Here is a 20,716-nt window from a genome sequence, read left to right as displayed (position 1 = left end):
GTTCTATCACTTAACCCGCCAACTGCGCCAGCGCCTGTTCAAGCGATGCTTCCTGGCGCTGGGCATACAGCTCGATTTCATCGATGACGGCTCTCCCCAGGGCCTGCTCAAATGCCTGCTGGCTTGCGCTGCTGGCGTAATGATCATGACTGCTTCCACCCAGGTTGGATTGAAAGATACCGGCCGCACTTACGGGTAAGAAATCTTCATAAATCATGGGGATAACGCTGAGGACGCCTTGTTCGATCAAGCTATCCACCTGCTCAACTGAAACCGGCCCTTGCACAGACGCTCCCGGAACCGCCTGGTAGTGGAAAAACGCTAACCCCTCACGGCGCAGTATTTCATACGCATCGGGAAACGCTTTAAATACGTCCGATAAATGCGTTTGATGGGCATCATTACTGGCTGCTGCGGGCGACTCTTCTTGGGCAGTTGCCAGCAGGCGATCATATAGCGCTCGCCCTTGATGCGTTAATGCGATGCCACGCTGTTCGATTTCGCCAAAGCGGGCGGTGTGTTTACCCTCAACATCGTCAGCGAAAGCAATCGTCTCCTCCAGCGCTTTAAAGCTGGTTTGGCGTAGCAGGATCGGACAGTCGCGACGTGGCGGGCCTTCAATAGTCGCTTTGGGGTTAATGCCCACACTGAGCATGCGCCGCTGCACTTCATCAATATCCAGCGTTCGCGGCGTTAGGTGGTTTATGTGCGGGCCGCGGAAGCAGACCACATCGGCAATTAAACGGTGTTCGGCATGCAAACGCTCATAGGTGGCCAAGTCGACCGTGGCGTTGTCGTGCCAGCGGAACGTTTCCAACGCTTCCTGGACAAACTGCTTGGCATCGTCGGCGCTTAGCCCCCCCTGCTGTTCAAAACGCTCGACCAGCATTTTGACGTTGGCAGTGAAGATATCACGGGCTTTTAAAATTTCACTCGCCTGCTCTCTTAGTTCCGCCTTTTCGATCAGCTCAAGGCGCAGCAAAGACGTAAAGACACGAAAGGGGTTACGCTTAAGTGCGCTATCCGCCACTGGCCGAAACGCGGTGGAGTGAACCGGCACGCCCGCCGCGGCTAAATCATAGTAGCCGACTGGTTCCATACCCATCACGGCGAACATGCGCCGTAGCATGGCAAGCTCGTCTGGGCTACCCACTCGAATAGCACCGTGGCGTTCAACGTTGATACGCGCCAGCTCATCGCTCTGCTTTAATTCACTGTTAAGTGCAGGATTAGTGGCGAGCACCTCTTGATTAACCGCCTCCACCAGCGACAGCAAGGTGCCGTATTGCGGCACCTCCTGCTGATACATTGCCGACATGGCGCGGGAAAACTGGTCGCGAATTTCATCACTGCTAACGTAAGCTGAACTCATCGGGCTGTCCTGTTTGTAAACGGCGATACCGGCCCATAAAGGGTGATACCTACATAGTAGCGCTATCGCCGTTTTAACAATTTCACTTTTTCCGCGCCTTGCTATAAATAAAAGCCATTTACACGCCGCCCTCAGCCCTTAACAGGAAGGTACCCAAACCTGTTAGATTAGCGCTCGATCTTGTTGACGCAGGCAGGCATCCATGACGCTTCCTCTTTATTTAGGCCTGCCTATGTGGGCCAATCAAGATTGGCTGGGCAATCTTTATCCCCGCCATGCCAAAACTGAGCTGCTCAGCGATTACGCGACGGTGTTTTCCAGCGTTGAGGGCAACACTACCTTTTATAGCGGTACCCCAAAGCCGGACACCATTGCGGCCTGGGCGCGTCAGGCACCGTCCCACTTTCGCTTTTGTTTTAAATTACCTGCCAGCGTCACTCACGACCAACGGTTAACGCGGTTAGAGGAGGCTTGGGCATTTTTAGCGGCCCTAGCACCGCTGCACGACCGCCTTGGGCCAACCATGGTGCAACTACCACGGGATTTCGGCCCCCAAGAGCTTCCTCAGCTCGAAGCGCTGCTCGCCGCTTGGCCTGCCCATTTGCCTTGCGCGGTAGAGGTTCGCCACCCAGAGTTTTTCCACAAGGGAGCCGCTGAAACAGCCCTTAACCGCCTGTTGATAACTTATTCGGCCAATCGCGTGATGCTCGACGTACGCCCGCTCTTCTCAACCCCGGCAAATGGCCATATGGGCTTGGCCCATGCCCAGCAAGAAAAGCCGAAACTCCCGCTACACGTGCTTTCCACGGCAAATTTTCCTGTCATTCGATTCATTGGCCATATTGACAAAACGATTAACAGCAGCTATTTCACCGCTTGGAAAGAGCGCCTAAAGCTGTGGATAAATCAGGGGAAAACCCCTTTCTTATTTGTGCATACTGCGGATAACCGCAAGTCTCCCCACATGGCTCGTATCCTCTATAACGCGTTAGGAGAAGTGACGCCCTTACCCGCTCTTGGCCCCTTTGCTGGCGAGAAGCAAAGCCAACTGTTTTAACCCACCTTTTTAGGTCAGCTAACTGGCATGCTTGCGGTCGATCAGATAAATTGCGCTTACTTTCGGAAAAGTACGCTGGCAATAACTCAATTTTCCGAAAACTAGCGTGTCCAGCACGCAGTAACTTACACAACAATCGACTTAATGGGTGATGTATGGCGAAGCTTGCGCATGCGCAGTGGTCATCGCGAATGACCTTTGTGCTGGCCGCCGCTGGTTCAGCGGTGGGTCTAGGCAATATCTGGAAATTTCCGTATATGGTGGGTGAAAGCGGCGGCGCTGCTTTCGTATTTGTGTATTTGCTCTGTATCGCGCTGATCGGCTTGCCCATTCTTGTCTCTGAGTGGCTTTTGGGGCGGCGCGGCCAGAAGAACCCCGCCAGCACGATGTCAGAGCTGGCGCGCACGGCTAAAAAGCCAAGAGCCTGGGCCATCGTGGGCATCAGTGGCATTGTCGGGGCCTTCTTGATTTTGTCGTTTTATAGCGTGATTGGCGGCTGGTCGCTCTACTACACCGTCAACTCGGTGAGCGGTGCTTTTAGCGGTCAAGATGCCGATGGCATTGGCGCGCTATTTAATGGCATGTTGAGTAACCCAGGGTTGCTGCTGCTGGGTCACTCGGTGTTTATGCTGCTGGTCATTGGGATTGTCGCCCGCGGCGTTACCAAAGGCCTTGAAGGCGCTGTACGCATTCTGATGCCAGTCCTCGCACTGCTGCTGGTCGTGCTGATCGGTTACGGCATGACGACCGGCCACTTTGGCGAAGCATTGACGTATATGTTCAACCCGGACTGGAGCAAGCTCACAGCAGAAACCGTGCTAGCCGCCTTGGGTCACGCCTTCTTCACCCTCTCATTGGGTATGGGCATCATGATGGCTTACGGCTCTTATCTGGGCAAAGAGATCGATCTGCTGCAAACCGCCCGCACGGTCATCATCATGGATACCGTCATCGCGTTAGGCGCAGGTTTAGCCATCTTCCCGATCGTCTTTGCTAATAGCTTGGATGTCGCTTCGGGCCCTGGACTGATTTTTGTCACCCTGCCGCTGGCTTTTGGCAACATGGGAGGCGGAACGATTTTGGGGTTGATGTTCTTCTTGCTGCTGACGTTTGCGGCATTAACGTCGGCCATTTCACTGCTGGAGCCCGTGGTGGAATTCATTGAAGAGCGCACGCCGCTGAGCCGTGTCATGGCTACCGTTGTGGCCGGTGTGGGTGCTTGGTTACTGGGTATTGCAGCGCTACTGTCGTTCAACGTGTGGAGCGAGCCGCTGCTGTTTGAATTAGGCGTGTTTGACTTACTGGATACACTAACCAGCAAAATAATGCTGCCGCTAACGGGACTGGGTGCGATTCTATTCACCGCGTGGTGCCTGGAGCGCAGCAGCGTGGAAGATGAACTGGGTCTTTCAGCGACCGGCAAGAGCGTATGGAACATCATCGCGCGCTATATAGCGCCCGCTGGCGTTATTGCCGTGTTCGTAACAGGGCTAATCTAAGCTTACGCTTAGCTTATTGCCAAGGCCCTGCTAATCGGCAGGGCGGCGCGATTGTGGAGAGATAACCGTTGCGCACTTAATCTCTTGGCAGCCTTATAGTTAGTGCAATTCGCTCTCTTGCCGATCTTCATCGGGCAAGGGGGCGATATCCCGCGATAATTTTTGAAACTCACGATGAAGCTCTATGCCCCGCCGCGCTCTTAAGCTGCGTTGGGCGGCGCTGCGCTGGCGTTGAGCATGCTCATCCACTTCCATACTCATAAAGATGTCGAGCAATTCGCTTTTAACCGAGGTGATTCGTTCGACGTTTCTCATAATCGACGTTCCTCCAGATGAATATGCCTTCGTCCACCTGCATCCGTGACGACTGTTATGATGCAGTGCGGCACTTCAATTATTACTATAACCTACTTGACAAAATGATGACCAATCTTAAAAAAACTGACTAACGACCTTTAAACGCTGTTGGAAGGCTGCCTAATAGTTCGTGGCCCAATGGACTCATTAAGGCATACTGTTGATTACCTGTTGGTTGAGCACCCAAGGAGCTGAACGTGAGTCGCGCCCTGTTTGATGAAATGAGACGCCGCATGGAGCACTTTCGACGCTCCGAACAAAAAGTGGCGCGGTTTGTGCTGCGCAACCCCGAAGAGGTCATCCACATGCGCATTGTGGATCTGGCCACCGAAGCCACCGTTAGCGAACCTACCGTGGTGCGCTTTTGCCGTGCGCTGGGGTGCAATGGCTTTCAGGACTTCAAACTACAGCTGGCGCAAATGCTGGCCAGCGGCAGTCAGTTCGCGCAGTTCTCCATGAACGATAGCGACTCGGTCGCTGAGTTTTCCCACAGCATCTTCGACTCGACGGTGGGTACGCTACTCTCGGTTCGTGACCGGTTGGATAACGACGCCCTGGGCCGTGCAGTCAACGCCCTGGCGATGGCCAATCGGGTCGAGTTCTATGGTTTTGGGGCCTCTGGCGCGGTGGCTTTTGATGCTCAGCACAAATTTTTCCGGCTACAAATTTCCACCTCCGCCTACGCTGACCCGCATATGCAGAATATGTCGGCGGTGACCTTGAACGATGGCGATGTGGTGGTGGCAATTTCACAAACCGGTCGTACCAAAGCGCTCGTCGCCAGCGTACGCCTAGCTCGCGAAGCGGGCGCGACCGTCATTGGCCTTTGCCCCAGCGGTTCGCCGCTCGCCGAAGAGGTCAGCCTGCCGCTGTATATCGATGTTCACGAAGACACCGAGATCTACACCCCGCTTAGCTCGCGGATTGCCCACCTGGTGCTTATCGATGTACTTGCCGTGGGCGTGGCCAAAACCCGCGGCCCGAAACTCGCCGAACAGCTTAAAGCGGTTAAAAAGAGCCTTAATACGCTGCGCTTTCCTGAAGACCCCTAACCGTTAACCTGTATACACAGCCAGTTCGCTGGCTGTGCTAGACTAGCCGCCTATTTTTTGATCCGGCAGCGGCTACTATGGACGACGTCACGGCGATTCTCGATCAGCTCAACTCCGCCCAGCGCGAAGCAGTGAGCGCCCCCCAAGGTAATTTGTTGGTGCTCGCAGGCGCAGGCTCGGGCAAAACCCGCGTGCTGGTTCATCGCATTGCCTGGCTGATGCAGGCCGAAGGGCTGTCACCCTACGCGCTGCTGGCGGTCACCTTTACCAATAAAGCCGCCAAGGAGATGCGCACCCGCCTCGAGGCGCTGCTGAGCATATCGATGCGCCATGTGTGGGTAGGCACCTTTCACTCCATCGCCCACCGCCTGCTGCGTACCCACTGGCAGGACGCCCGGCTGCCGCAACACTTCCAGATTATCGATTCTGACGATCAGCTACGCTTGGTCAAACGGCTGCTGAAAGATTACTCCATCGACGACGAACGCTATCCGCCCCGCCAGGTGCAGCACTTTATCTCCGGCTGCAAAGAGGAAGGACTGCGCCCGCATCAGGTCAACGTCGATGGCGATGCCTACATGGGTCAAATGGTTGAGCTCTACGAGCGCTACCAACTGACCTGCGAACGCGGTGGTCTGGTCGATTTCGGTGAACTGCTGCTGCGCAGCCTGGAGCTACTACGCGACAACCCGGCGCTGTTAAACCACTACCAGGAGCGCTTTGGTCACGTACTGGTAGATGAGTTTCAGGATACCAATACCCTGCAATACGCTTGGCTAAAACTGCTCACCGGCATGAAGACACCGATGACTGCGGTGGGTGATGATGACCAGTCGATCTACGGCTGGCGCGGTGCCAAGGTGGAGAATATCAGCCGCTTTGAGCAAGAGTTTCCGCAGACCCATACCGTGCGGCTTGAACAGAACTATCGCTCCACCAGCGCCATTTTGGAAGCCGCCAATACGCTGATCAGCCACAACAGCGAGCGGATGGGTAAAAACCTGTGGACCGAAGGCATCGAAGGCGAGCCGATCTCGATCTACGCCGGGTTTAACGACCTGGAAGAAGCGCGCTATATCGTCGACACCATCAAGGAGAAGGTCGACGAAGGCTTTAATCGCCGCGATATAGCCATTCTCTACCGCTCCAACGCCCAGTCGCGGCTGCTGGAAGAGACGCTGATTCGTCAAGGCATGCCCTACCGTATTTACGGCGGTCACCGCTTCTACGAGCGCCTGGAGATCAAGAATGCCCTGGCCTACCTGCGCCTGATGCTCAACCGCGACGACGATGCCTCCCTTGAGAGGGTGATTAACGTACCCACCCGCGGCATCGGCACACGGACGGTAGAGATTGTTCGCCTGCGCGCCCGTGAACAAGGCATTCAACTGTGGCAGGCGCTCCACGATGCAATTAACGATGGCACCTTGAAAGGCCGCGCGGCCAATGCAGTGCAAACCTTTGCCAACCTGATTGAGCAGCTCGATAACGATGCTTCCGGCATGGCACTGCATGAGATTATCGATCACGTCACGGTGCATACCGGCCTGATTGAGCACCACAAAAGTGAGCGCGGTGAGAAAGGCCAGGCGCGGGTCGAGAACCTGGAAGAACTGGTGACCGCCGCCCGCGCCTTTACCCAAGGCGATGTGTTTGAAGCACCTGAGGCGGGCGAAGGCATGGCGGCGCTGGAGGCATTCCTCTCCGAAGCCGCGCTTAATGCTGGCGACCACGAAGCCGAGGAGTTTGAGGACAGTGTACAGCTAATGACGCTGCACTCCGCCAAAGGCCTGGAGTTCCCGGTGGTGTTTATTGCCGGTGTGGAAGAGGGGCTGTTTCCCCATAAGATGTCCCTGGAAGAGCCGGGCAGGCTCGAAGAGGAGCGGCGGCTCTGTTACGTCGGCGTCACCCGCGCCATGCAGAAGCTCTACCTCACCCACGCCGAAACCCGGCGCCTGCATGGTAAAGAGGTGTTTCCACGTCCATCGCGCTTTTTGCGCGAGCTGCCACCGCACCTGCTCGAAGAAGTCCGCCTGCGGGGGCATATTTCCCGCCCGGTCACTGCGTCGCGCACCTCTTTCGCTCAGCAAAGCGTCGAGAGCAGCGGCGATATACCTAGCCTCCACGTTGGCCAGGGAGTTGAGCACCCGGTGTTTGGCGAAGGTATTATTCTTAATGCGGAAGGTGAAGGTGCCCGCGCCCGAGTGCAGGTCAGCTTTGAAGGTGAAGGCGTCAAATGGTTGGTACTCGGCTTTGCCAAGCTGACACCGCTTTAAGCCGCTAAGCGCGGGTGTTGAGCGCTATGGCTTGCCGAGTAAAACCCGCTTAGCGCATACTGGCGGACGGACACTGCGCTTTTTTGCGCGCTGACAAAAAAATCCTATAATTTCCGGAGTTTTGCTCGCCATGCAACGCCGTAACTTCCTTAAAACCGTCGGCCTAGGTGCTGCCGGTGTCGCTGCTGCCCCTTTTGTAACCCCCTCTAGCGCCCGCGCTCAAGAGACCTACACCTGGGATATGGTCACCTCGTGGCCAAAAAACTTTCCCGCCCTAGGCACCGGCGCGAATGATTTCGCCCGCCGGGTAGAACAGCTCTCTAACGGCCGCATGCAGATCCGCGTCCATGGCGCGGGTGAACTAGTGCCCGCCCTGGAAGTATTCGACGCAGTGGCTGCTGGAACCGCTGAGATGGGCCACTCTGCCTCTTACTACTGGCGCGGAAAAGTGGCTGCCTCGCAGTTCTTTACCGCCGTGCCGTTCGGCATGACCACCACCGAAATGAATGCCTGGTTGTATCATGGCGGTGGCCAGGAGCTGTGGGATGAGATCTACGCCAATCACAATCTGAAGCCATTCGCCGTGGGCAACACTGGCGCGCAGATGGCGGGCTGGTTCAAAAAAGAGATCAACTCACTAGACGATATGCAGGGGTTGAAACTGCGTCTGCCAGGTCTGGCCGGTGAGGCCATGAATAGCATTGGCGTTAGCACCGTCACTATGCCGGGGTCGGAAATCTTTACCTCGCTGCAAACCGGCGCGCTGGATGCTGCTGACTGGGTAGGGCCGTATAACGACCTGGCGTTTGGTTTGCATCAGGTAGCTGACTACTACTACACCTCGGCGTGGAACGAGCCCTCTGCGGTTCTGGAAGGCACGATCAACCTGGATGCCTGGAATTCGCTGCCGGAAGACCTGCAGGACGTGATCCGCGAAGCTGCACGGGCGTCTAACATGGCCATGATCAGCGAATTTGCCTTCCGCAACGCCCAGGCACTGGAAACACTGGTCGATGAGCATGGCGTTCAGCTACGCACTTTCCCCGAGGACGTAATGGCAGCGCTTTACACCTCATCGCTGGAAGCGATTCAGCGTCAGGTCGATAGCGACGAAGAGTCACGCCGTGTTTACGAATCTTATTCTGCTTTCCAGAAGCTGCTACGTCCGTTCAGCGATGTGGGTGAGTACGCCTACCTCAAGAACCGCGATAACGTCGAAGGTTAATGAGCCACTAGACCAATAAACGACAAGCACGGCAAAAGGGCGCACTAAGCGCCCTTTTGCTATTTCAAGTCAGCTCTTTTGAGGTGTATTAGTCGCTATGCACTGCTCGGATGCGCCCGTTATCGTCCAGCGCGACCATCACAAAGCGTGCCTCGGTGACTTTCTGGCGCTCCTCTATGCGTTGCCCATGGGGAGGACGCACCCAAACTTCCACATCAATCTTGATTGAACTATGGCCAATGTCTTGTACCTGGGTGTAAACGCTGACCATCGAGCCAACGCGCACCGGGCTTAAAAAGTCCATGGCTTCAATCGCCACGGTCGCCGTTCGCCCACCCGCTTCACGCCCGGCCGCCAGCTCAGCGGCTTGATCCATTTGATTGACCAGCCACCCACCGGGTATATCACCATAAAAATTGGTATCTTGGCGGGAAGCCAGTAATTTTAATGTTAGTTGGCCTTGAGGGGCGGGTACATCGTCCAAATCGGTTTCCAGGAGAGTCATGAGTTAGTCGCTTAGTCAGTTTATTGTTGTAAACGTTGCAGAGAGTCACGTTGTTTAGGCTTGTTGCTGCATCGCAACACAAAGAAGTAGTTTCAGTTAACCATAAGAGGACGCTTGTTTGAATACTCGTTGGACGACTCTTTTCAATAAGGGGGTAACTTTCGCTGTTTGGCGCACTTTATTGAGCTGGGCGGTGGTTATCCTGATGCTGTTACCCTCCCTAGCCTGGGGGCAACCCGCCACTATCAGCGGTACTTTGGGTGCAGTGGGCTCTGACACAATGGCGGGGCTAATGCTGCGCTGGGGCGAAACCCTCACCACCCGCTATCCAGAGGTAAAGCTGCAGTTCCAAGCAAGTGGTTCAGCCAGTGCGCCCACGGCGCTAATGGCCGGCACTACCCGGCTGGGCCCCATGTCTCGCCCGATGACCGGCGAAGAGCGCGATAACTTTATCGAGCGCTATGGCTACCCACCGCTGGAATTGAAGGTCGCCCGTGACGCGCTTATCGTTGTTGTACACCGCCATAACCCGCTGCGCGCGCTAACCCGTCAGCAGGTGGATGAGATTTTCTCAACCTCTCTGGCCTGCGGTGGCGAGGCGCCGATCAGGCGTTGGGAGCAACTGCCAGCGACCCGTGACTGGTCATTTGGCAGCATTGCGCTGCATGGGCGCAATCTTGCCTCGGGCACCCATGGGCTGTTTCAACAGCGGGCCTTATGCGGCGGACGTTTTCGCAACGATATCAGTGAACACCCCGGCTCATCGGCAGTGGTCGCCGCCGTTGGCGAATCCGCCAATGCGATGGGCTACGCCGGGTTTAACCACCTCACCCCGGCGGTGCACGCGTTGAGCCTGTATAACGATGAGGGCATTGCGATACCCCCCAACGAAGCGGCGATACAGAGCGGTGACTATCCGCTGTCGCGCTATCTATACCTCTATGTGAACCTACCGCCTGGAGAACGGCTTCCCCCCGCTGAGCAGGCGCTGCTGCGGTTGATTATGTCCGATGAGGGACAGCAGATTGCGCGCGCATCCGGCTTTGTCCCGTTAACCTCCAGTGTCCTTGACGACCAACAAAGGTGGTAAACCACTGTCATCTAACTGACACATAATTGTCTTAGGGTAGGGAATCTGTCTATGTCTGTTTTTCGTTACATCTTGTTTTTCACCTCATTTGGTCAGCGCTATGATCACCTCGGTTTTGCCATGATATCCACATGACCCTACCTCGGTTACCCTCTTCTCGACAGCCGCTTAGACTGCTGAAAGACCGCATGGCCACTGGTTTAATTACCGCTGGCGGTATAGGTGTGCTGCTGGCAATCCTGGCTATCGGTGTCTTTTTGGTGTGGGAAACCCTGCCGCTGTTGGCGATTGGCGATACCTTCGCGCTGGCTAAGTTCTCTCCCCTGGCATGGGGCACCCTCAAAGCCGCACTCGCCGCGCTGCTGTTCGCCATTCCCGTGGCCTTGGGGGCAGCCATCTACTCTGCGCTGTTTATGTCAGCGCGCCTGCGCGCGCGCATCAAGCCGGCGCTCGAAATGATGGAGGCGATCCCCGGGGTGGTGGTGGGCTTTATTGCCGGGCTTATTTTGGCACCTTGGGTCGAGCGTCATCTCGCCAGTGCTTTGATGCTGATCATTTGGCTCCCGCTCAGCGCCGCGCTAGCCGGTTTACTCTGGCAACTGGCCAAATCACGCCTTCGCCGCCGATTAGCGTTTTCCTGGGCAGGCCTTTGGCTAGTGCCCTGGCTTGTCTTCATGGTGGCGATAGCGCTATGGCTCGCGCCCTGGCTGGAGCAGCAGTGGTTAGGCGGTGATCTGCGCCAGTTGCTCGACCAGCGCTACGGCATGGATTACGCCGCCCGCAATGCGCTGATTGTTGGTGTCGCCATGGGTTTTGCCGTTATCCCCAGTATCTACTCACTGGCGGAAGACGCGCTGGCCGATGTGCCCTCGACCTTAATAGAGGGCGCCCAGGCACTGGGGGCCAGCCGCTGGCAGGCGCTGTGGAAAGTGGCGCTGGTGGCAGCGGGCCCAGGCATTTTCTCAGCGATAATGATTGGGGCGGGCCGGGCGGTAGGTGAAACCATGATCGTACTGATGGCCAGCGGCAATACGGCTCTGTTTAGCGCCAGCCCCTTCGAGGGTATGCGCTCCATGGCCGCGGCTATTGCCATTGAGCTGCCTGAAGCGTCCCCCGGTGGCCAGACCTATCATCTGCTGATCTTGGCCGCCCTGGTGCTGTTTATCTTCACGTTTCTGGTTAACACCCTTGCCGAGGTCGTCCGCCAGCGCTTACGCCGCCGCTTCCGCCAGATGGGGGGCACATTATGACCTCTGCGTCCCACGCCGCCTCTCTTCGCCGTCGTTTTAGCCGGGCAAATGATGTATGGCCCTGGCTTTGCGCAGCCAGCGTAGCGCTCTCCCTGCTGATGCTGGGCGCCCTACTCACGCTACTGCTGGTACGCGGGCTTGGCCACTTCTGGCCCGCCACGCTGGAAGAGATCACCCTTAGCTCAGGTGAAACCTTTGCTGGCGAAGCCGTGCGCGAGGTCGCGCTTCCCCAACAGGCGGGGGAAGAACGGCTCTACTTCACCGGCAATCAGGATATTGAGGGTGTTCGCTGGCGCTGGGTGGCGATTGATGAAATTGTCGAGCGCGCCCAACCCAAGGATCTGATCCGCGTCGAGCGCAGCCCCTGGGGAGACTTTATTGGCCGTTTGGTGGCTATTGAGCAGGGCGACCAGCGCTGGCAGGGAGACGCCGCTTGGCAGCAGTTGGCGACCCTATTAACGCTGCCCGCCAACCAGCGCCAGGAGAGCCAGCTACTACTCACTACCGTGGATGGCCAAATCCTGCGTCAACCGCTGGCCAGCGTGGTGAGCGCACAAGCCCCCAATGCCATGAGCGGCTGGCAGAAAACGCGCGCCTGGGGGGAGGCGGTTTGGCGGTTTTTAAGCGAGGGCCCACGAGCAGCCAATACCGACGGTGGCGTTTGGCCCGCCATATTTGGCACGGTGCTAATGGTGATTTTAATGTCGGTAATGGTGACCCCGTTTGGCGTGCTGGCCGCTATTTATCTCAATGAAATCGCTCATCAGGGGCGACTGACCCGGCTGGTGCGTATTGGCGTGCGCAATCTGGCCGGTGTTCCTTCAATCGTGTATGGGGTATTTGGTTTGGGGGTGTTTGTTTACGGCATCGGCGGTTCGCTGGATGAATGGTTTTTCAGCGATACGCTGCCTTCGCCCACCTTTGGCACCGGCGGCCTGTTATGGGCATCGCTCACCCTGGCACTACTCACCCTTCCAGTGGTGATTGTGGCCACAGAAGAGGGACTGGCGCGGATTCCCGAAGCGCAGCGGGAAGGTGCCGTGGCGCTCGGCGCTACGCGCTTAGAGATGCTCACCCGTATCGTGCTGCCCATGGCGGCCCCCGCCATGCTGACAGGCGTCATTCTAGCAGTTGCCCGCGCGGCCGGCGAAGTGGCGCCGCTCATGCTGGTTGGCGTTGCTAAGCTGGCGCCTCAAGTGCCCATTGATGGTGAGTTTCCTTACCTACATTTAGAGCGCAAGTTCATGCACCTTGGCTATCATTTATTTGATACCGCCTTTCACGGCGAAGATGTGCAGGCTGCCATCCCATTGGTTTATGCCACGGCACTACTTTTAGTGTTAATTGTGCTGGTGCTTAACCTAACTGCCATATTTCTGCGTCATTATCTTAGGCGTCAACGGGGAAACGAATGCTAGCGTCATTACATTCAGCTAATACCTCTCAGGCACCAGTGGCGCACTTTTCGTCCGAGCATAGCTGCCTGAGCATCGATCACTTTAGCCTCGCTTATGCGGGGAAAGAGGCGTTGCGCGGCTTAACCCTGAGCGTTCCCCGACATCGTGTCACCGCCTTCATCGGCCCGTCGGGTTGCGGTAAGTCGACGCTGCTACGGGCCATTAACCGTTTGCACGATCTTAATGAGTCGGTATCCCACAGCGGTCAAATCATGCTGGAAGGGCATGATATTCATAACCCGCACATGAATGTAACCGAGCTGCGGCGGCGTGTCGGGATGGTGTTTCAAACGCCCAACCCCTTCCCCATGTCGATCTATGAAAACGTGGCCTTCGGGCTACGACTGCAACAGCGCATGCCCAAGCGCAAAAGGGACGACATTATTGAGTGGGCGTTAACTTCCGCCGCTCTGTGGGATGAGGTGAAAGATCGCTTACACCGTTCCGCTTGGCAGCTTTCCGGCGGTCAGCAGCAGCGCCTGGTAATCGCCCGCACCTTAGCAGTTCAGCCCGACGTGCTGCTGCTTGACGAGCCAGCATCAGCACTCGACCCGATTTCAACCCTCAAAATTGAGGAGTTGATCCGTAACCTCAAATCGGAGCTCACGCTGATACTGGTCACCCACAATATGCAGCAGGCAGCGCGCGTATCAGATTACACCGCCTTTTTGCATCAAGGTGAGCTGGTTGAATACGGGCCTACCGATCAAGTCTTCACCAACCCCCGTTTGCAACGTACCGAAAACTACATCACCGGCCGCATCACCTAGGCCTTAGCGACGGAAACGTCAGGAGTGCTCCATGGATATTACTAGCGACTCTCACAGCCAGCATATCTCTCGCCAGTTCAACCAGGAGCTGGAAGAGCTGAAGACCCACCTGATGGCCATGGGCGGTCTGGTGGAAAAACAAGTGCAGGATGCTGTCTTTGCCCTCCTGGAGGGCGATACTCGCTTAGCCGAGCAGGTGCGTGACAATGACCGCCAAGTCAACGACCTGCAGCTGCAAATCGACGACGAATGTACCCGCGTACTGGCGCGCCGCCAGCCTGCAGCGTCCGATTTGCGCTTGGTGCTGGCCGTCATTCGCGCCACCTCAGACCTTGAACGGATTGGCGATGAAGCCAGCAAAATCGCCCGCAACGCGCTGCTACTGAGTGAAAACACCAGCACCATTCGCGGCTTGGTGGAAGTACGTCATATCAGCGAGCACGTGCGTAAAATGCTGCGCGATGCGCTCACCGCCTTTGCCCGCTTTGATACTGACCTGGCCATGCAGGTCGTGCGTGAAGATGAGCTGGTAGACGACGAATACAGCAGCGCTATGCGCTCGCTAATGACCTTTATGATGGAAGACTCGCGCTCTATTACCTCGGTACTCAGCATCATGTGGGTACTGCGTGCGCTGGAGCGGGTGGGTGACCACGCCGATAACCTCGCGGAGTACGTGGTTTATCTCGTCAAAGGACTGGATATTCGCCATAGCGACACCGACGATCTGGATCCGAAGGTACTAAAAAAGTCTTGACCTGATAGGGCTTTCCTCCTGCAATACGTCCAGGCTGCTAAGCGGTCTGGACGTTTGAATCACGAGGAGCTCACCAACATGCTGGATGCTGTCACTGCGCTTAGCCGAGGTACACGCTGTGTGTATCAGTCGGGTATGCGCCGCTATATTTTCCTGCCAATTTTAGTCAATCTAATTGTTTACGTAAGCATGTTCAGCTTTGTGCTCAGCCGCTTCGATGGCTGGTTAGCTTATTGGATGAGCATGGTACCTGCCTGGCTTGATTGGCTGGCGTGGCTAATCTGGCCCCTGTTTGTGATTTGCCTACTCGTCGTGGTGTTTTTTACCTTCACGCTGGTGACCAGCTTAATCGCAGCCCCTTTTTACGGCTTCTTAGCCGCGAAAGTTGAAATTCAAGCCACTGGTCGTGAGCCCCTGGATGACCGAAACCTGGCCAAAACAGCCATTGATGCCCTGGGCCGCGAATTTGTTAAGCTCGCTTATATTCTGCCCCGTGCTGCGGGCCTGTTTGTGATCAGCTGGATTCCCGGCGTGAATTTAGTTGCCCCACTACTCTGGGCGCTGTTTTCTGCCTGGGTAATGGCCATCACCTATTTGGATTACCCAATGGATAACAACAAGGTGACGTTTGCCGATATGCGCCAACGACTCGCTAAGCGCTGGTGGCAAAGCCTTAGCTTTGGCGGATTGGTCACGCTTATCACCTGGATTCCGCTGGCCAATCTGTTTCTGATTCCTGGTGCCGTAGCCGGTGCCGTGCTGCTCTGGGATGACCATTACCGAAATGTACATGGTGATACACGCGGCATCACACCGCAGTAGGCGCTTATTACCCAGGCCACGCCACTTTGCTACCTTGATGTTTTATTCGTCTTTCCTGGGTTCAATCCTGTGCTCAATTAACAACAAAGGAATCACCGCATGTTAAAACCGACGGCTTGGCTGGGTGGCATACTTTTGATTAGCGCTATGTCTATTTCGATGGCATCTATGGCCGTCGCCCACGACGTAAAAACTGAGGCTCTGCGCATTGCGCATCCCTTCGCTACCCCTACCCCACCGGGGGCGGTAAACGGCGCAGCCTACATCGATATCACCGCCTTTTCAGAGTCCGTTACTCTTATTGGCGCGAGCAGCCCTGTGAGCAGCAATGTTGAGCTGCACGATATGCAAATGGACGGCGATATAATGCAGATGCGGCATGTGGATGAGATTCGTATCCAGGCGGGGGAGACTTATACCATGCGGCCGGGTGGCGGCTTTCACTTAATGCTGCTTGGCTTAAACGAGCCGCTGAAGGAGGGTGAACGATTTCCCCTCACGCTCATCTTCGCTGAACAAGGTGACGTAGAGATCGAGGTCTGGATACAGAGCGCCCAAGAGGGTAGCGAAGCTGCTGATGGGCATCATCACTGATGTCGGTTGCTTTTTTTAACACATGGAAAAAACCCCGCTTCAGCGGGGTTTTTAGCGAGTAACGAATACATTAGCAGTTACACGTATTCTATTATTTACCAGTCGGTGCTATCGCCTTCATCTCGGTTGAGCTCGCCGGTGCTATAACCCTCTTGACGAGTGGTCGCGCCTTTTTCATTACTAGAAGCGCGACTGCTGGATGGAGAGAAGTCCAAACTATCGCCTTCATCGCGGTTCAAGTCATTAGCCGAGGTGTTAGCTGCGTTTGACGGTCTGTGTGACGTAGGCTTATCAATCACATTCTGACCAGCGGAACGGTCTTTATTCAATTCAATTGACGAGTTCGCCATTGCCAGCGGGCTCACGATTAGACCCAAAGCTGTCGCTACGATAGCGAGTTTTTTGCCTATTTCTTTTGATAACATGACGCTCTCCTCATTATTTCTTTATACCGCTCCATGATAATAAAAGCAGCCAATCCATCGTTAATAACGCACACTGTATACCAAACCCCATCAATAAATAAAAAATATAAATAAATCATTATCTTATGGGTTAAACATTGTGCGAAAAATAAGCTCTCACAAACTTATTTTACCAAAAATAATTGAGCAATAATTACACATGCGTCGCTCTATCTATACGAAAAACCAGCGTCAGCATCCCAACGAGCGAGCTGAGAGCGTGCGATGATGGAAAGTATCTAGCAGCGCGTAAGTAGCAGGTTAAGCTAAGAGAGGATCATCACGGGAACCTTGCATCGCAAAAAATCAGACCCCGCATCAGCAGGGTCTAAGGACACAAGATGTTGACAATGACTTGCGCTGGCTTCCTTTCCTTTTGCGGGGCTCCAACCTTGGAATTTAACCCTGACCAGCGCTCTGATTGTCGTTTGATTCATTCCGTGAATCGATGCGCATCCCTGTGGTGTGACACGCTTTGGCGTGTTTAGATCACTCTCTAATCGTAATATATTTCCTCAAAATTGCAAACTTTTGTTACCAAACGTTGCCATCACCCTCATCCTGGGTTAAATCTTTCGCTGTGAAGTCGGCTTGAGTGCTAGTGCGGTGAGACTCTGCCTTGATAACATTTGGCTGATCACCTTCATCGAACATCAAGTCAGATGGGCTAAAATCAGCTTGATCGTTCGTGCGGTGCGATTGAGCTTGAATGGGCTCATCATTAACGGATAAATCTTGATTCGCTTCGATAGAGATATGCGCAAAGGCAAGCGGGCTTGCCAGCAAACCCAAAGAGAGACCCACAACGGCTGCTTTTTTAACAAATACGTTAAACATACTTTTTACTCCTGGTGACTATTTGATACCGCTGAAGTGAAGTGAGGGCAGGCTTGCGGCCAGTTCTCACTGCGGTTAGCTTCACTACCCATAGATTGCATAAGCAATGCCAAAACCGTCTAAATAAAAATAAAATAAATAAAATCAACACTTTGAGACATATATATTGTGCACAATTATATGCTGGAAAAAACAAAAGCACGCTAATAAAATGCGCACTAATGACACATGCGCAAAACTGTCTGTGCCTTTATGACACATCATGCAAAATGCGCATTAGGTGGGTATACCAATACGATGCATACCAAAAAGACAGCACAATAGAGTTAAAAGCATCGTTTCGACGCCAGGGTGATGGGAGAAAAAGTGCGGATGGGAAAACGGAAGGAGAGCAATATAGAAAAGTCAGCAGCAAAAAATTAGGCCCTGCTAGCGCAGGGCCCGATATCAGAATTGGTTATAGGTAATGACTAACACTAGTTTCCACTCCTTGTGCGGGACTCCAACCTTGGAATTTACCCTGACTAGCGTTTTGATTTCCTATTGATTCATCCTTGAATCTGAAAAAACATCCTTGCATCACAACATCCTGTTGATTACTTCTTCATCCAATGAGAAAGCATTCAATGATATCTAAAAAAACACTAATAATTAGCTACCGCCATTTTCTTCAACAAGTTCATCTTTATCATACTCAGCGTCATCTGAGTGACTGCTCGACTGGGGTTCCATGTCGCTGACATCGTCGCCTTCGTCATGGGTTAAATCATTAGTCGTATCTTGTGTGCCACTGCTGCTAGAGCTACCAGTACCCTGTGCATCCATTGGCTGCTCATCAGCCGTGATGCCTTGGTTCTCATCAATTGCAGTGTTTTCATCTGTTTGTGCAAAAGCCAATGGGCTTGCCATCAAGCCAAAAGACACACCTAAAATGCCAGCTTTCTTGAGAAAATCCTTGGACATCATATTCCACCTCCGATCGCTGTTTTTTACCGCTTGGTTAAGAAAGAAGGGCTAACCAGTAGCCAGCAATTCCTGCGGTCATCTTCCTTACCTGGGTACTTGCAGCTGGCATGCCAAAAGCGACTATAATAAAATAAAACTAACAAAATCAAAAACTTAACTAATTAACGAAGTACCAGAGAGGTACTGCCCAAGCCGTCAATCAGCACTTTTAGCTGTATAAAAATGGCACATGGGTAAAGTTTTACCGACCTTGCATGCCAATATTACACACTTCTACAAATATTGTGCGTCGGACGTCTTTCTAAATTAAACGAGACGCGAGGAGGGGAAGGCACAACGAAACAGTGCGCCCTTGCCGGGGAGAGATTCAATTTGCAGCTGCGCATCGTGACGCAACAACACGTGCTTAACGATGGCTAAGCCTAAACCCGTGCCACCCGTCGCCGTGCTGCGCCCCTTATCGACCCGGTAAAAGCGTTCCGTTAAGCGGGGAATATGAACGGGATCAATGCCTTCACCATTATCTTCCACATCGATATAGCCGCCGCCTGAAGCGTCAGCTTTCCAGCGCAGTGTGATTTGGCTACCTGCTGGCGTGTAACGAACCGCATTAAAGGCAAGGTTAGAGACAGCACTACGGATTTCCTGCTCGCTGCCTAGTAACCGGGCGTCGCTCTCGAGCGCGACGGTGATGGTATGCCGTTGATGCGATAGGGCTAGCGCATCAGCACAAACGCTTTGCAGCAAAGGTTCAAGTGACATGGGGTGATGATCTTTCCCCCCCTGGTCAATCTCCAAGCGCGAGAGCAGCAATAAATCATTGACCAAATTCTGCATACGTTGAGTCTGTTCCTGCATCTGCTGGATACTGCGACCCAAGCGCGGCGGAAGCTGATCGGCGATATCGCTGTAGGTTTCCAAATAGCCAGAAAGGACGGTCAGAGGAGTGCGCAGCTCGTGGGAGACGTTGGCGACAAAGTCGCGCCGCATCTGCTCAAGCCGATGCAAGCGGGTGATATCGCGAGCCATGACCAAGCGTTCGTCGTCGCCATACAGGGTAATTTGATACTGCAGGATTCGTCGCTCATCAATCGGCGAGGTGAGCGTTAACGGCTCACTGTAGTTACGCGCATTAAAGTAGCTGATAAAGCTTGGGTCGCGCAGCAGGTTGGTGATGTGTTGGCCCCTATCGTGGGCCGTTTGTAGCCCCAGCATGGCGGTAGCGGCGCTGTTCCACCACTCCAGGTCGCCGTGGCGGTCAAGCATAACCACGCTGTCGCGCATCGCTTCAGACGACTCTTGAATACGCGCCAGAGTAGCGCGCAACCGGCTTTGGGTAATGCGCTGGCTTTTTTGATAGCGGTATAAGCGGTCAAATAGCTCGCCCCACATTCCGCTAGCGGCAGGCGGCTCATCGTGAGGGTGGAGGGTGAGCCACAGGTAGAGTTCGCGCAGTTGGCGCAAATGATAAAAAAGACATAGTGCAAGCCCTGCCGCGAGCCCTAGCCCTGCTGAACCCAATAACCAGCCCAGACAGGTGCCCAGCGTGGCCAGCCACGCTAGCCGCCACAGTTCACGGCTCCATAGGCGCACATTTACACCCGAGCAGAGAAACGGTAACCGGTACCCCGAACCGTTTGAATCAGGTTCTGATGCACATCGCCCAGTGCTTTACGCAAGCGGCGAATATGCACGTCGACCGTGCGCTCTTCGACATACACATTGCCACCCCACACTTGGTCAAGCAGCTGGCTACGTGTGTAAGCGCGCTCTTGGTGGGTCATAAAAAACTGTAGCAATCGGTACTCGGTGGGCCCCATTTCCAAAGCTTTGCCGTGGGCGCTTACCCGGTGACTCACCGGATCAAGCAGTAGACCGTTAATTTCAATCGGGTCTTCAACGCCACGCGGGGTCGCGCGACGCAGCACCGCTTTTAGCCGTGCCACCAATTCCCGAGGAGAAAAGGGCTTGGTGATATAGTCATCGGCGCCGGCTTCAAGTCCCTGAATTTTATTATCCTCTTCACCTTTGGCGGTGAGCATAATAATGGGAATTTCGGCGGTGGCTTCTTCACGCTTTAAGCGTCTAGCCAGCTCAATACCGCTAGTGCCGGGCATCATCCAGTCCAGCAGCAGTAGATCGGGCTGGTGGTCGACCACCATGGCATGGGCATCCTGGGCGTTATCCGCTTCGAGCACGCGATAGTCAGCCATTTCCAGCGCTACCGCGATCATTTCGCGAATCGACGCCTCATCATCGACAATCAGAACGGTCTTGGCGGTCATACCAGAGCCTCACGGTGTTCAAAGAAACCAGTTCAAAGAAAAGCACTTCAAAGATAAACAGATCAATGACATGTCAGTGAC

20 protein-coding genes are annotated in these 20,716 nt (G+C 54.5%); 12 read left to right on the top strand and 8 right to left on the bottom strand.

Annotated features, from left to right (window positions below; genetic code table 11):
• Positions 1–10: 10 nt before the first annotated feature.
• The gene (gene hglS / locus JI62_RS00765) at positions 11–1,372 is read right to left on the bottom strand and encodes a 2-oxoadipate dioxygenase/decarboxylase HglS (protein WP_088698328.1); all 1,362 of its coding nucleotides are present in this window, start codon (positions 1,370–1,372) and stop codon (positions 11–13) included.
• Positions 1,373–1,574: 202 nt separating this feature from the next.
• Between hglS and JI62_RS00760 the strand changes: the two genes are divergently transcribed.
• A complete protein-coding gene (locus JI62_RS00760) occupies positions 1,575–2,429 on the top strand; it encodes a DUF72 domain-containing protein (protein WP_088698327.1) in 855 nt (284 codons plus the stop codon).
• A 155-nt stretch (positions 2,430–2,584) separates the two neighbouring features.
• Complete coding sequence (locus JI62_RS00755) at positions 2,585–3,928, top strand: sodium-dependent transporter (protein ID WP_088698326.1); 1,344 nt, start codon at positions 2,585–2,587, stop codon at positions 3,926–3,928.
• A gap of 99 nt (positions 3,929–4,027) precedes the next feature.
• On the opposite strand, the gene JI62_RS00750 is transcribed toward JI62_RS00755, so the two are convergent.
• The gene (locus JI62_RS00750; RefSeq protein ID WP_022521120.1) at positions 4,028–4,243 is read right to left on the bottom strand and encodes a PA3496 family putative envelope integrity protein; all 216 of its coding nucleotides are present in this window, start codon (positions 4,241–4,243) and stop codon (positions 4,028–4,030) included.
• 239 nt (positions 4,244–4,482) lie between these two features.
• On the opposite strand from JI62_RS00750, the gene hexR reads away from it, so the two are divergent.
• The 3 genes from hexR (at position 4,483) to JI62_RS00735 (ending at position 8,838) form a co-directional block, all read left to right on the top strand.
• On the top strand, positions 4,483–5,337 hold the full coding sequence (hexR, locus tag JI62_RS00745) for a transcriptional regulator HexR (RefSeq protein ID WP_088698325.1): 855 nt from the start codon (positions 4,483–4,485) through the stop codon (positions 5,335–5,337).
• Positions 5,338–5,414: 77 nt separating this feature from the next.
• Positions 5,415–7,613 carry a DNA helicase II gene (gene uvrD, locus JI62_RS00740; RefSeq protein WP_088698324.1) on the top strand — a complete coding sequence of 733 codons (2,199 nt, stop codon included), beginning with the start codon at positions 5,415–5,417 and terminating at the stop codon, positions 7,611–7,613.
• 130 nt (positions 7,614–7,743) lie between these two features.
• Positions 7,744–8,838: a TRAP transporter substrate-binding protein gene (locus JI62_RS00735; protein WP_088698323.1), complete on the top strand. Its 1,095-nt coding sequence runs from the start codon at positions 7,744–7,746 to the stop codon at positions 8,836–8,838.
• A gap of 88 nt (positions 8,839–8,926) precedes the next feature.
• Here JI62_RS00735 and JI62_RS00730 read toward each other — a convergent pair whose 3' ends face one another.
• Positions 8,927–9,343: an acyl-CoA thioesterase gene (locus JI62_RS00730; protein ID WP_088698322.1), complete on the bottom strand. Its 417-nt coding sequence runs from the start codon at positions 9,341–9,343 to the stop codon at positions 8,927–8,929.
• Between the two features lie 205 nt (positions 9,344–9,548).
• Between JI62_RS00730 and JI62_RS00725 the strand changes: the two genes are divergently transcribed.
• From JI62_RS00725 to JI62_RS00695, 7 genes are all read left to right on the top strand, one after another.
• Positions 9,549–10,433, top strand: a complete 885-nt coding sequence (locus JI62_RS00725; RefSeq protein WP_088698341.1) for a PstS family phosphate ABC transporter substrate-binding protein — start codon at positions 9,549–9,551, stop codon at positions 10,431–10,433.
• A 131-nt stretch (positions 10,434–10,564) separates the two neighbouring features.
• Positions 10,565–11,683, top strand: coding sequence for an ABC transporter permease subunit (locus JI62_RS00720; RefSeq protein WP_088698321.1), 1,119 nt, complete (start codon positions 10,565–10,567; stop codon positions 11,681–11,683).
• The gene (gene pstA, locus JI62_RS00715; protein WP_088698320.1) at positions 11,680–13,101 is read left to right on the top strand and encodes a phosphate ABC transporter permease PstA; all 1,422 of its coding nucleotides are present in this window, start codon (positions 11,680–11,682) and stop codon (positions 13,099–13,101) included. Before JI62_RS00720 ends, pstA begins: the two co-directional genes overlap by 4 nt.
• Entirely contained in the window at positions 13,095–13,910 is an 816-nt protein-coding gene (pstB, locus tag JI62_RS00710) for a phosphate ABC transporter ATP-binding protein PstB (RefSeq protein ID WP_088698319.1), read from the top strand. The genes pstA and pstB overlap by 7 nt, the downstream gene beginning before the upstream one ends.
• A 31-nt stretch (positions 13,911–13,941) precedes the next feature.
• On the top strand, positions 13,942–14,667 hold the full coding sequence (phoU, locus tag JI62_RS00705) for a phosphate signaling complex protein PhoU (protein ID WP_088698318.1): 726 nt from the start codon (positions 13,942–13,944) through the stop codon (positions 14,665–14,667).
• Between the two features lie 78 nt (positions 14,668–14,745).
• Positions 14,746–15,489: a sulfate transporter CysZ gene (gene cysZ, locus JI62_RS00700; RefSeq protein ID WP_088698317.1), complete on the top strand. Its 744-nt coding sequence runs from the start codon at positions 14,746–14,748 to the stop codon at positions 15,487–15,489.
• A 99-nt stretch (positions 15,490–15,588) separates the two neighbouring features.
• Complete coding sequence (locus tag JI62_RS00695; protein WP_088698316.1) at positions 15,589–16,083, top strand: copper chaperone PCu(A)C; 495 nt, start codon at positions 15,589–15,591, stop codon at positions 16,081–16,083.
• Between the two features lie 95 nt (positions 16,084–16,178).
• Here the strand turns inward: JI62_RS00695 and JI62_RS00690 are convergent, their stop codons facing one another.
• The 5 genes from JI62_RS00690 to phoB all read right to left on the bottom strand — a co-directional run bounded on the left by JI62_RS00690 (position 16,179) and on the right by phoB (position 20,635).
• Positions 16,179–16,508 (bottom strand): hypothetical protein, encoded by a 330-nt coding sequence (locus JI62_RS00690; protein ID WP_088698315.1) that lies wholly within the window; start codon positions 16,506–16,508, stop codon positions 16,179–16,181.
• 573 nt (positions 16,509–17,081) lie between these two features.
• The gene (locus JI62_RS00685) at positions 17,082–17,384 is read right to left on the bottom strand and encodes a hypothetical protein (RefSeq protein ID WP_088698314.1); all 303 of its coding nucleotides are present in this window, start codon (positions 17,382–17,384) and stop codon (positions 17,082–17,084) included.
• Between the two features lie 651 nt (positions 17,385–18,035).
• Positions 18,036–18,350: a hypothetical protein gene (locus JI62_RS00680; protein ID WP_170938447.1), complete on the bottom strand. Its 315-nt coding sequence runs from the start codon at positions 18,348–18,350 to the stop codon at positions 18,036–18,038.
• A gap of 306 nt (positions 18,351–18,656) precedes the next feature.
• The gene (gene phoR / locus JI62_RS00675) at positions 18,657–19,943 is read right to left on the bottom strand and encodes a phosphate regulon sensor histidine kinase PhoR (RefSeq protein ID WP_088698313.1); all 1,287 of its coding nucleotides are present in this window, start codon (positions 19,941–19,943) and stop codon (positions 18,657–18,659) included.
• 2 nt (positions 19,944–19,945) lie between these two features.
• On the bottom strand, positions 19,946–20,635 hold the full coding sequence (phoB, locus tag JI62_RS00670; protein WP_007112280.1) for a phosphate regulon transcriptional regulator PhoB: 690 nt from the start codon (positions 20,633–20,635) through the stop codon (positions 19,946–19,948).
• Between the last annotated feature and the right edge of the window lie 81 nt (positions 20,636–20,716).

Origin of the sequence: Halomonas campaniensis, assembly GCF_002211105.1 — a bacterium.
Taxonomy (GTDB): Bacteria; Pseudomonadota; Gammaproteobacteria; order Pseudomonadales; family Halomonadaceae; genus Vreelandella; species Vreelandella campaniensis_A.
This window is presented reverse-complemented; position numbering and strand designations above follow the sequence as displayed.

Excerpts from the sequence above, each read along its gene's own strand:
- cysZ (WP_088698317.1), top strand. The coding sequence starts at position 14,746 with ATGCTGGATGCTGTCACTGCGCTTAGCCGAGGTACACGCTGTGTGTAT.
- phoU (WP_088698318.1), top strand. The coding sequence starts at position 13,942 with ATGGATATTACTAGCGACTCTCACAGCCAGCATATCTCTCGCCAGTTC.
- phoB (WP_007112280.1), bottom strand. The coding sequence starts at position 20,635 with ATGACCGCCAAGACCGTTCTGATTGTCGATGATGAGGCGTCGATTCGC.
- JI62_RS00685 (WP_088698314.1), bottom strand. The coding sequence starts at position 17,384 with ATGTTTAACGTATTTGTTAAAAAAGCAGCCGTTGTGGGTCTCTCTTTG.
- JI62_RS00695 (WP_088698316.1), top strand. The coding sequence starts at position 15,589 with ATGTTAAAACCGACGGCTTGGCTGGGTGGCATACTTTTGATTAGCGCT.
- JI62_RS00730 (WP_088698322.1), bottom strand. The coding sequence starts at position 9,343 with ATGACTCTCCTGGAAACCGATTTGGACGATGTACCCGCCCCTCAAGGC.
- JI62_RS00755 (WP_088698326.1), top strand. The coding sequence starts at position 2,585 with ATGGCGAAGCTTGCGCATGCGCAGTGGTCATCGCGAATGACCTTTGTG.
- JI62_RS00680 (WP_170938447.1), bottom strand. The coding sequence starts at position 18,350 with ATGATGTCCAAGGATTTTCTCAAGAAAGCTGGCATTTTAGGTGTGTCT.
- pstA (WP_088698320.1), top strand. The coding sequence starts at position 11,680 with ATGACCTCTGCGTCCCACGCCGCCTCTCTTCGCCGTCGTTTTAGCCGG.
- hglS (WP_088698328.1), bottom strand. The coding sequence starts at position 1,372 with ATGAGTTCAGCTTACGTTAGCAGTGATGAAATTCGCGACCAGTTTTCC.
- pstB (WP_088698319.1), top strand. The coding sequence starts at position 13,095 with ATGCTAGCGTCATTACATTCAGCTAATACCTCTCAGGCACCAGTGGCG.
- uvrD (WP_088698324.1), top strand. The coding sequence starts at position 5,415 with ATGGACGACGTCACGGCGATTCTCGATCAGCTCAACTCCGCCCAGCGC.
- JI62_RS00735 (WP_088698323.1), top strand. The coding sequence starts at position 7,744 with ATGCAACGCCGTAACTTCCTTAAAACCGTCGGCCTAGGTGCTGCCGGT.
- JI62_RS00725 (WP_088698341.1), top strand. The coding sequence starts at position 9,549 with ATGCTGTTACCCTCCCTAGCCTGGGGGCAACCCGCCACTATCAGCGGT.
- JI62_RS00750 (WP_022521120.1), bottom strand. The coding sequence starts at position 4,243 with ATGAGAAACGTCGAACGAATCACCTCGGTTAAAAGCGAATTGCTCGAC.
- JI62_RS00760 (WP_088698327.1), top strand. The coding sequence starts at position 1,575 with ATGACGCTTCCTCTTTATTTAGGCCTGCCTATGTGGGCCAATCAAGAT.
- JI62_RS00690 (WP_088698315.1), bottom strand. The coding sequence starts at position 16,508 with ATGTTATCAAAAGAAATAGGCAAAAAACTCGCTATCGTAGCGACAGCT.
- JI62_RS00720 (WP_088698321.1), top strand. The coding sequence starts at position 10,565 with ATGACCCTACCTCGGTTACCCTCTTCTCGACAGCCGCTTAGACTGCTG.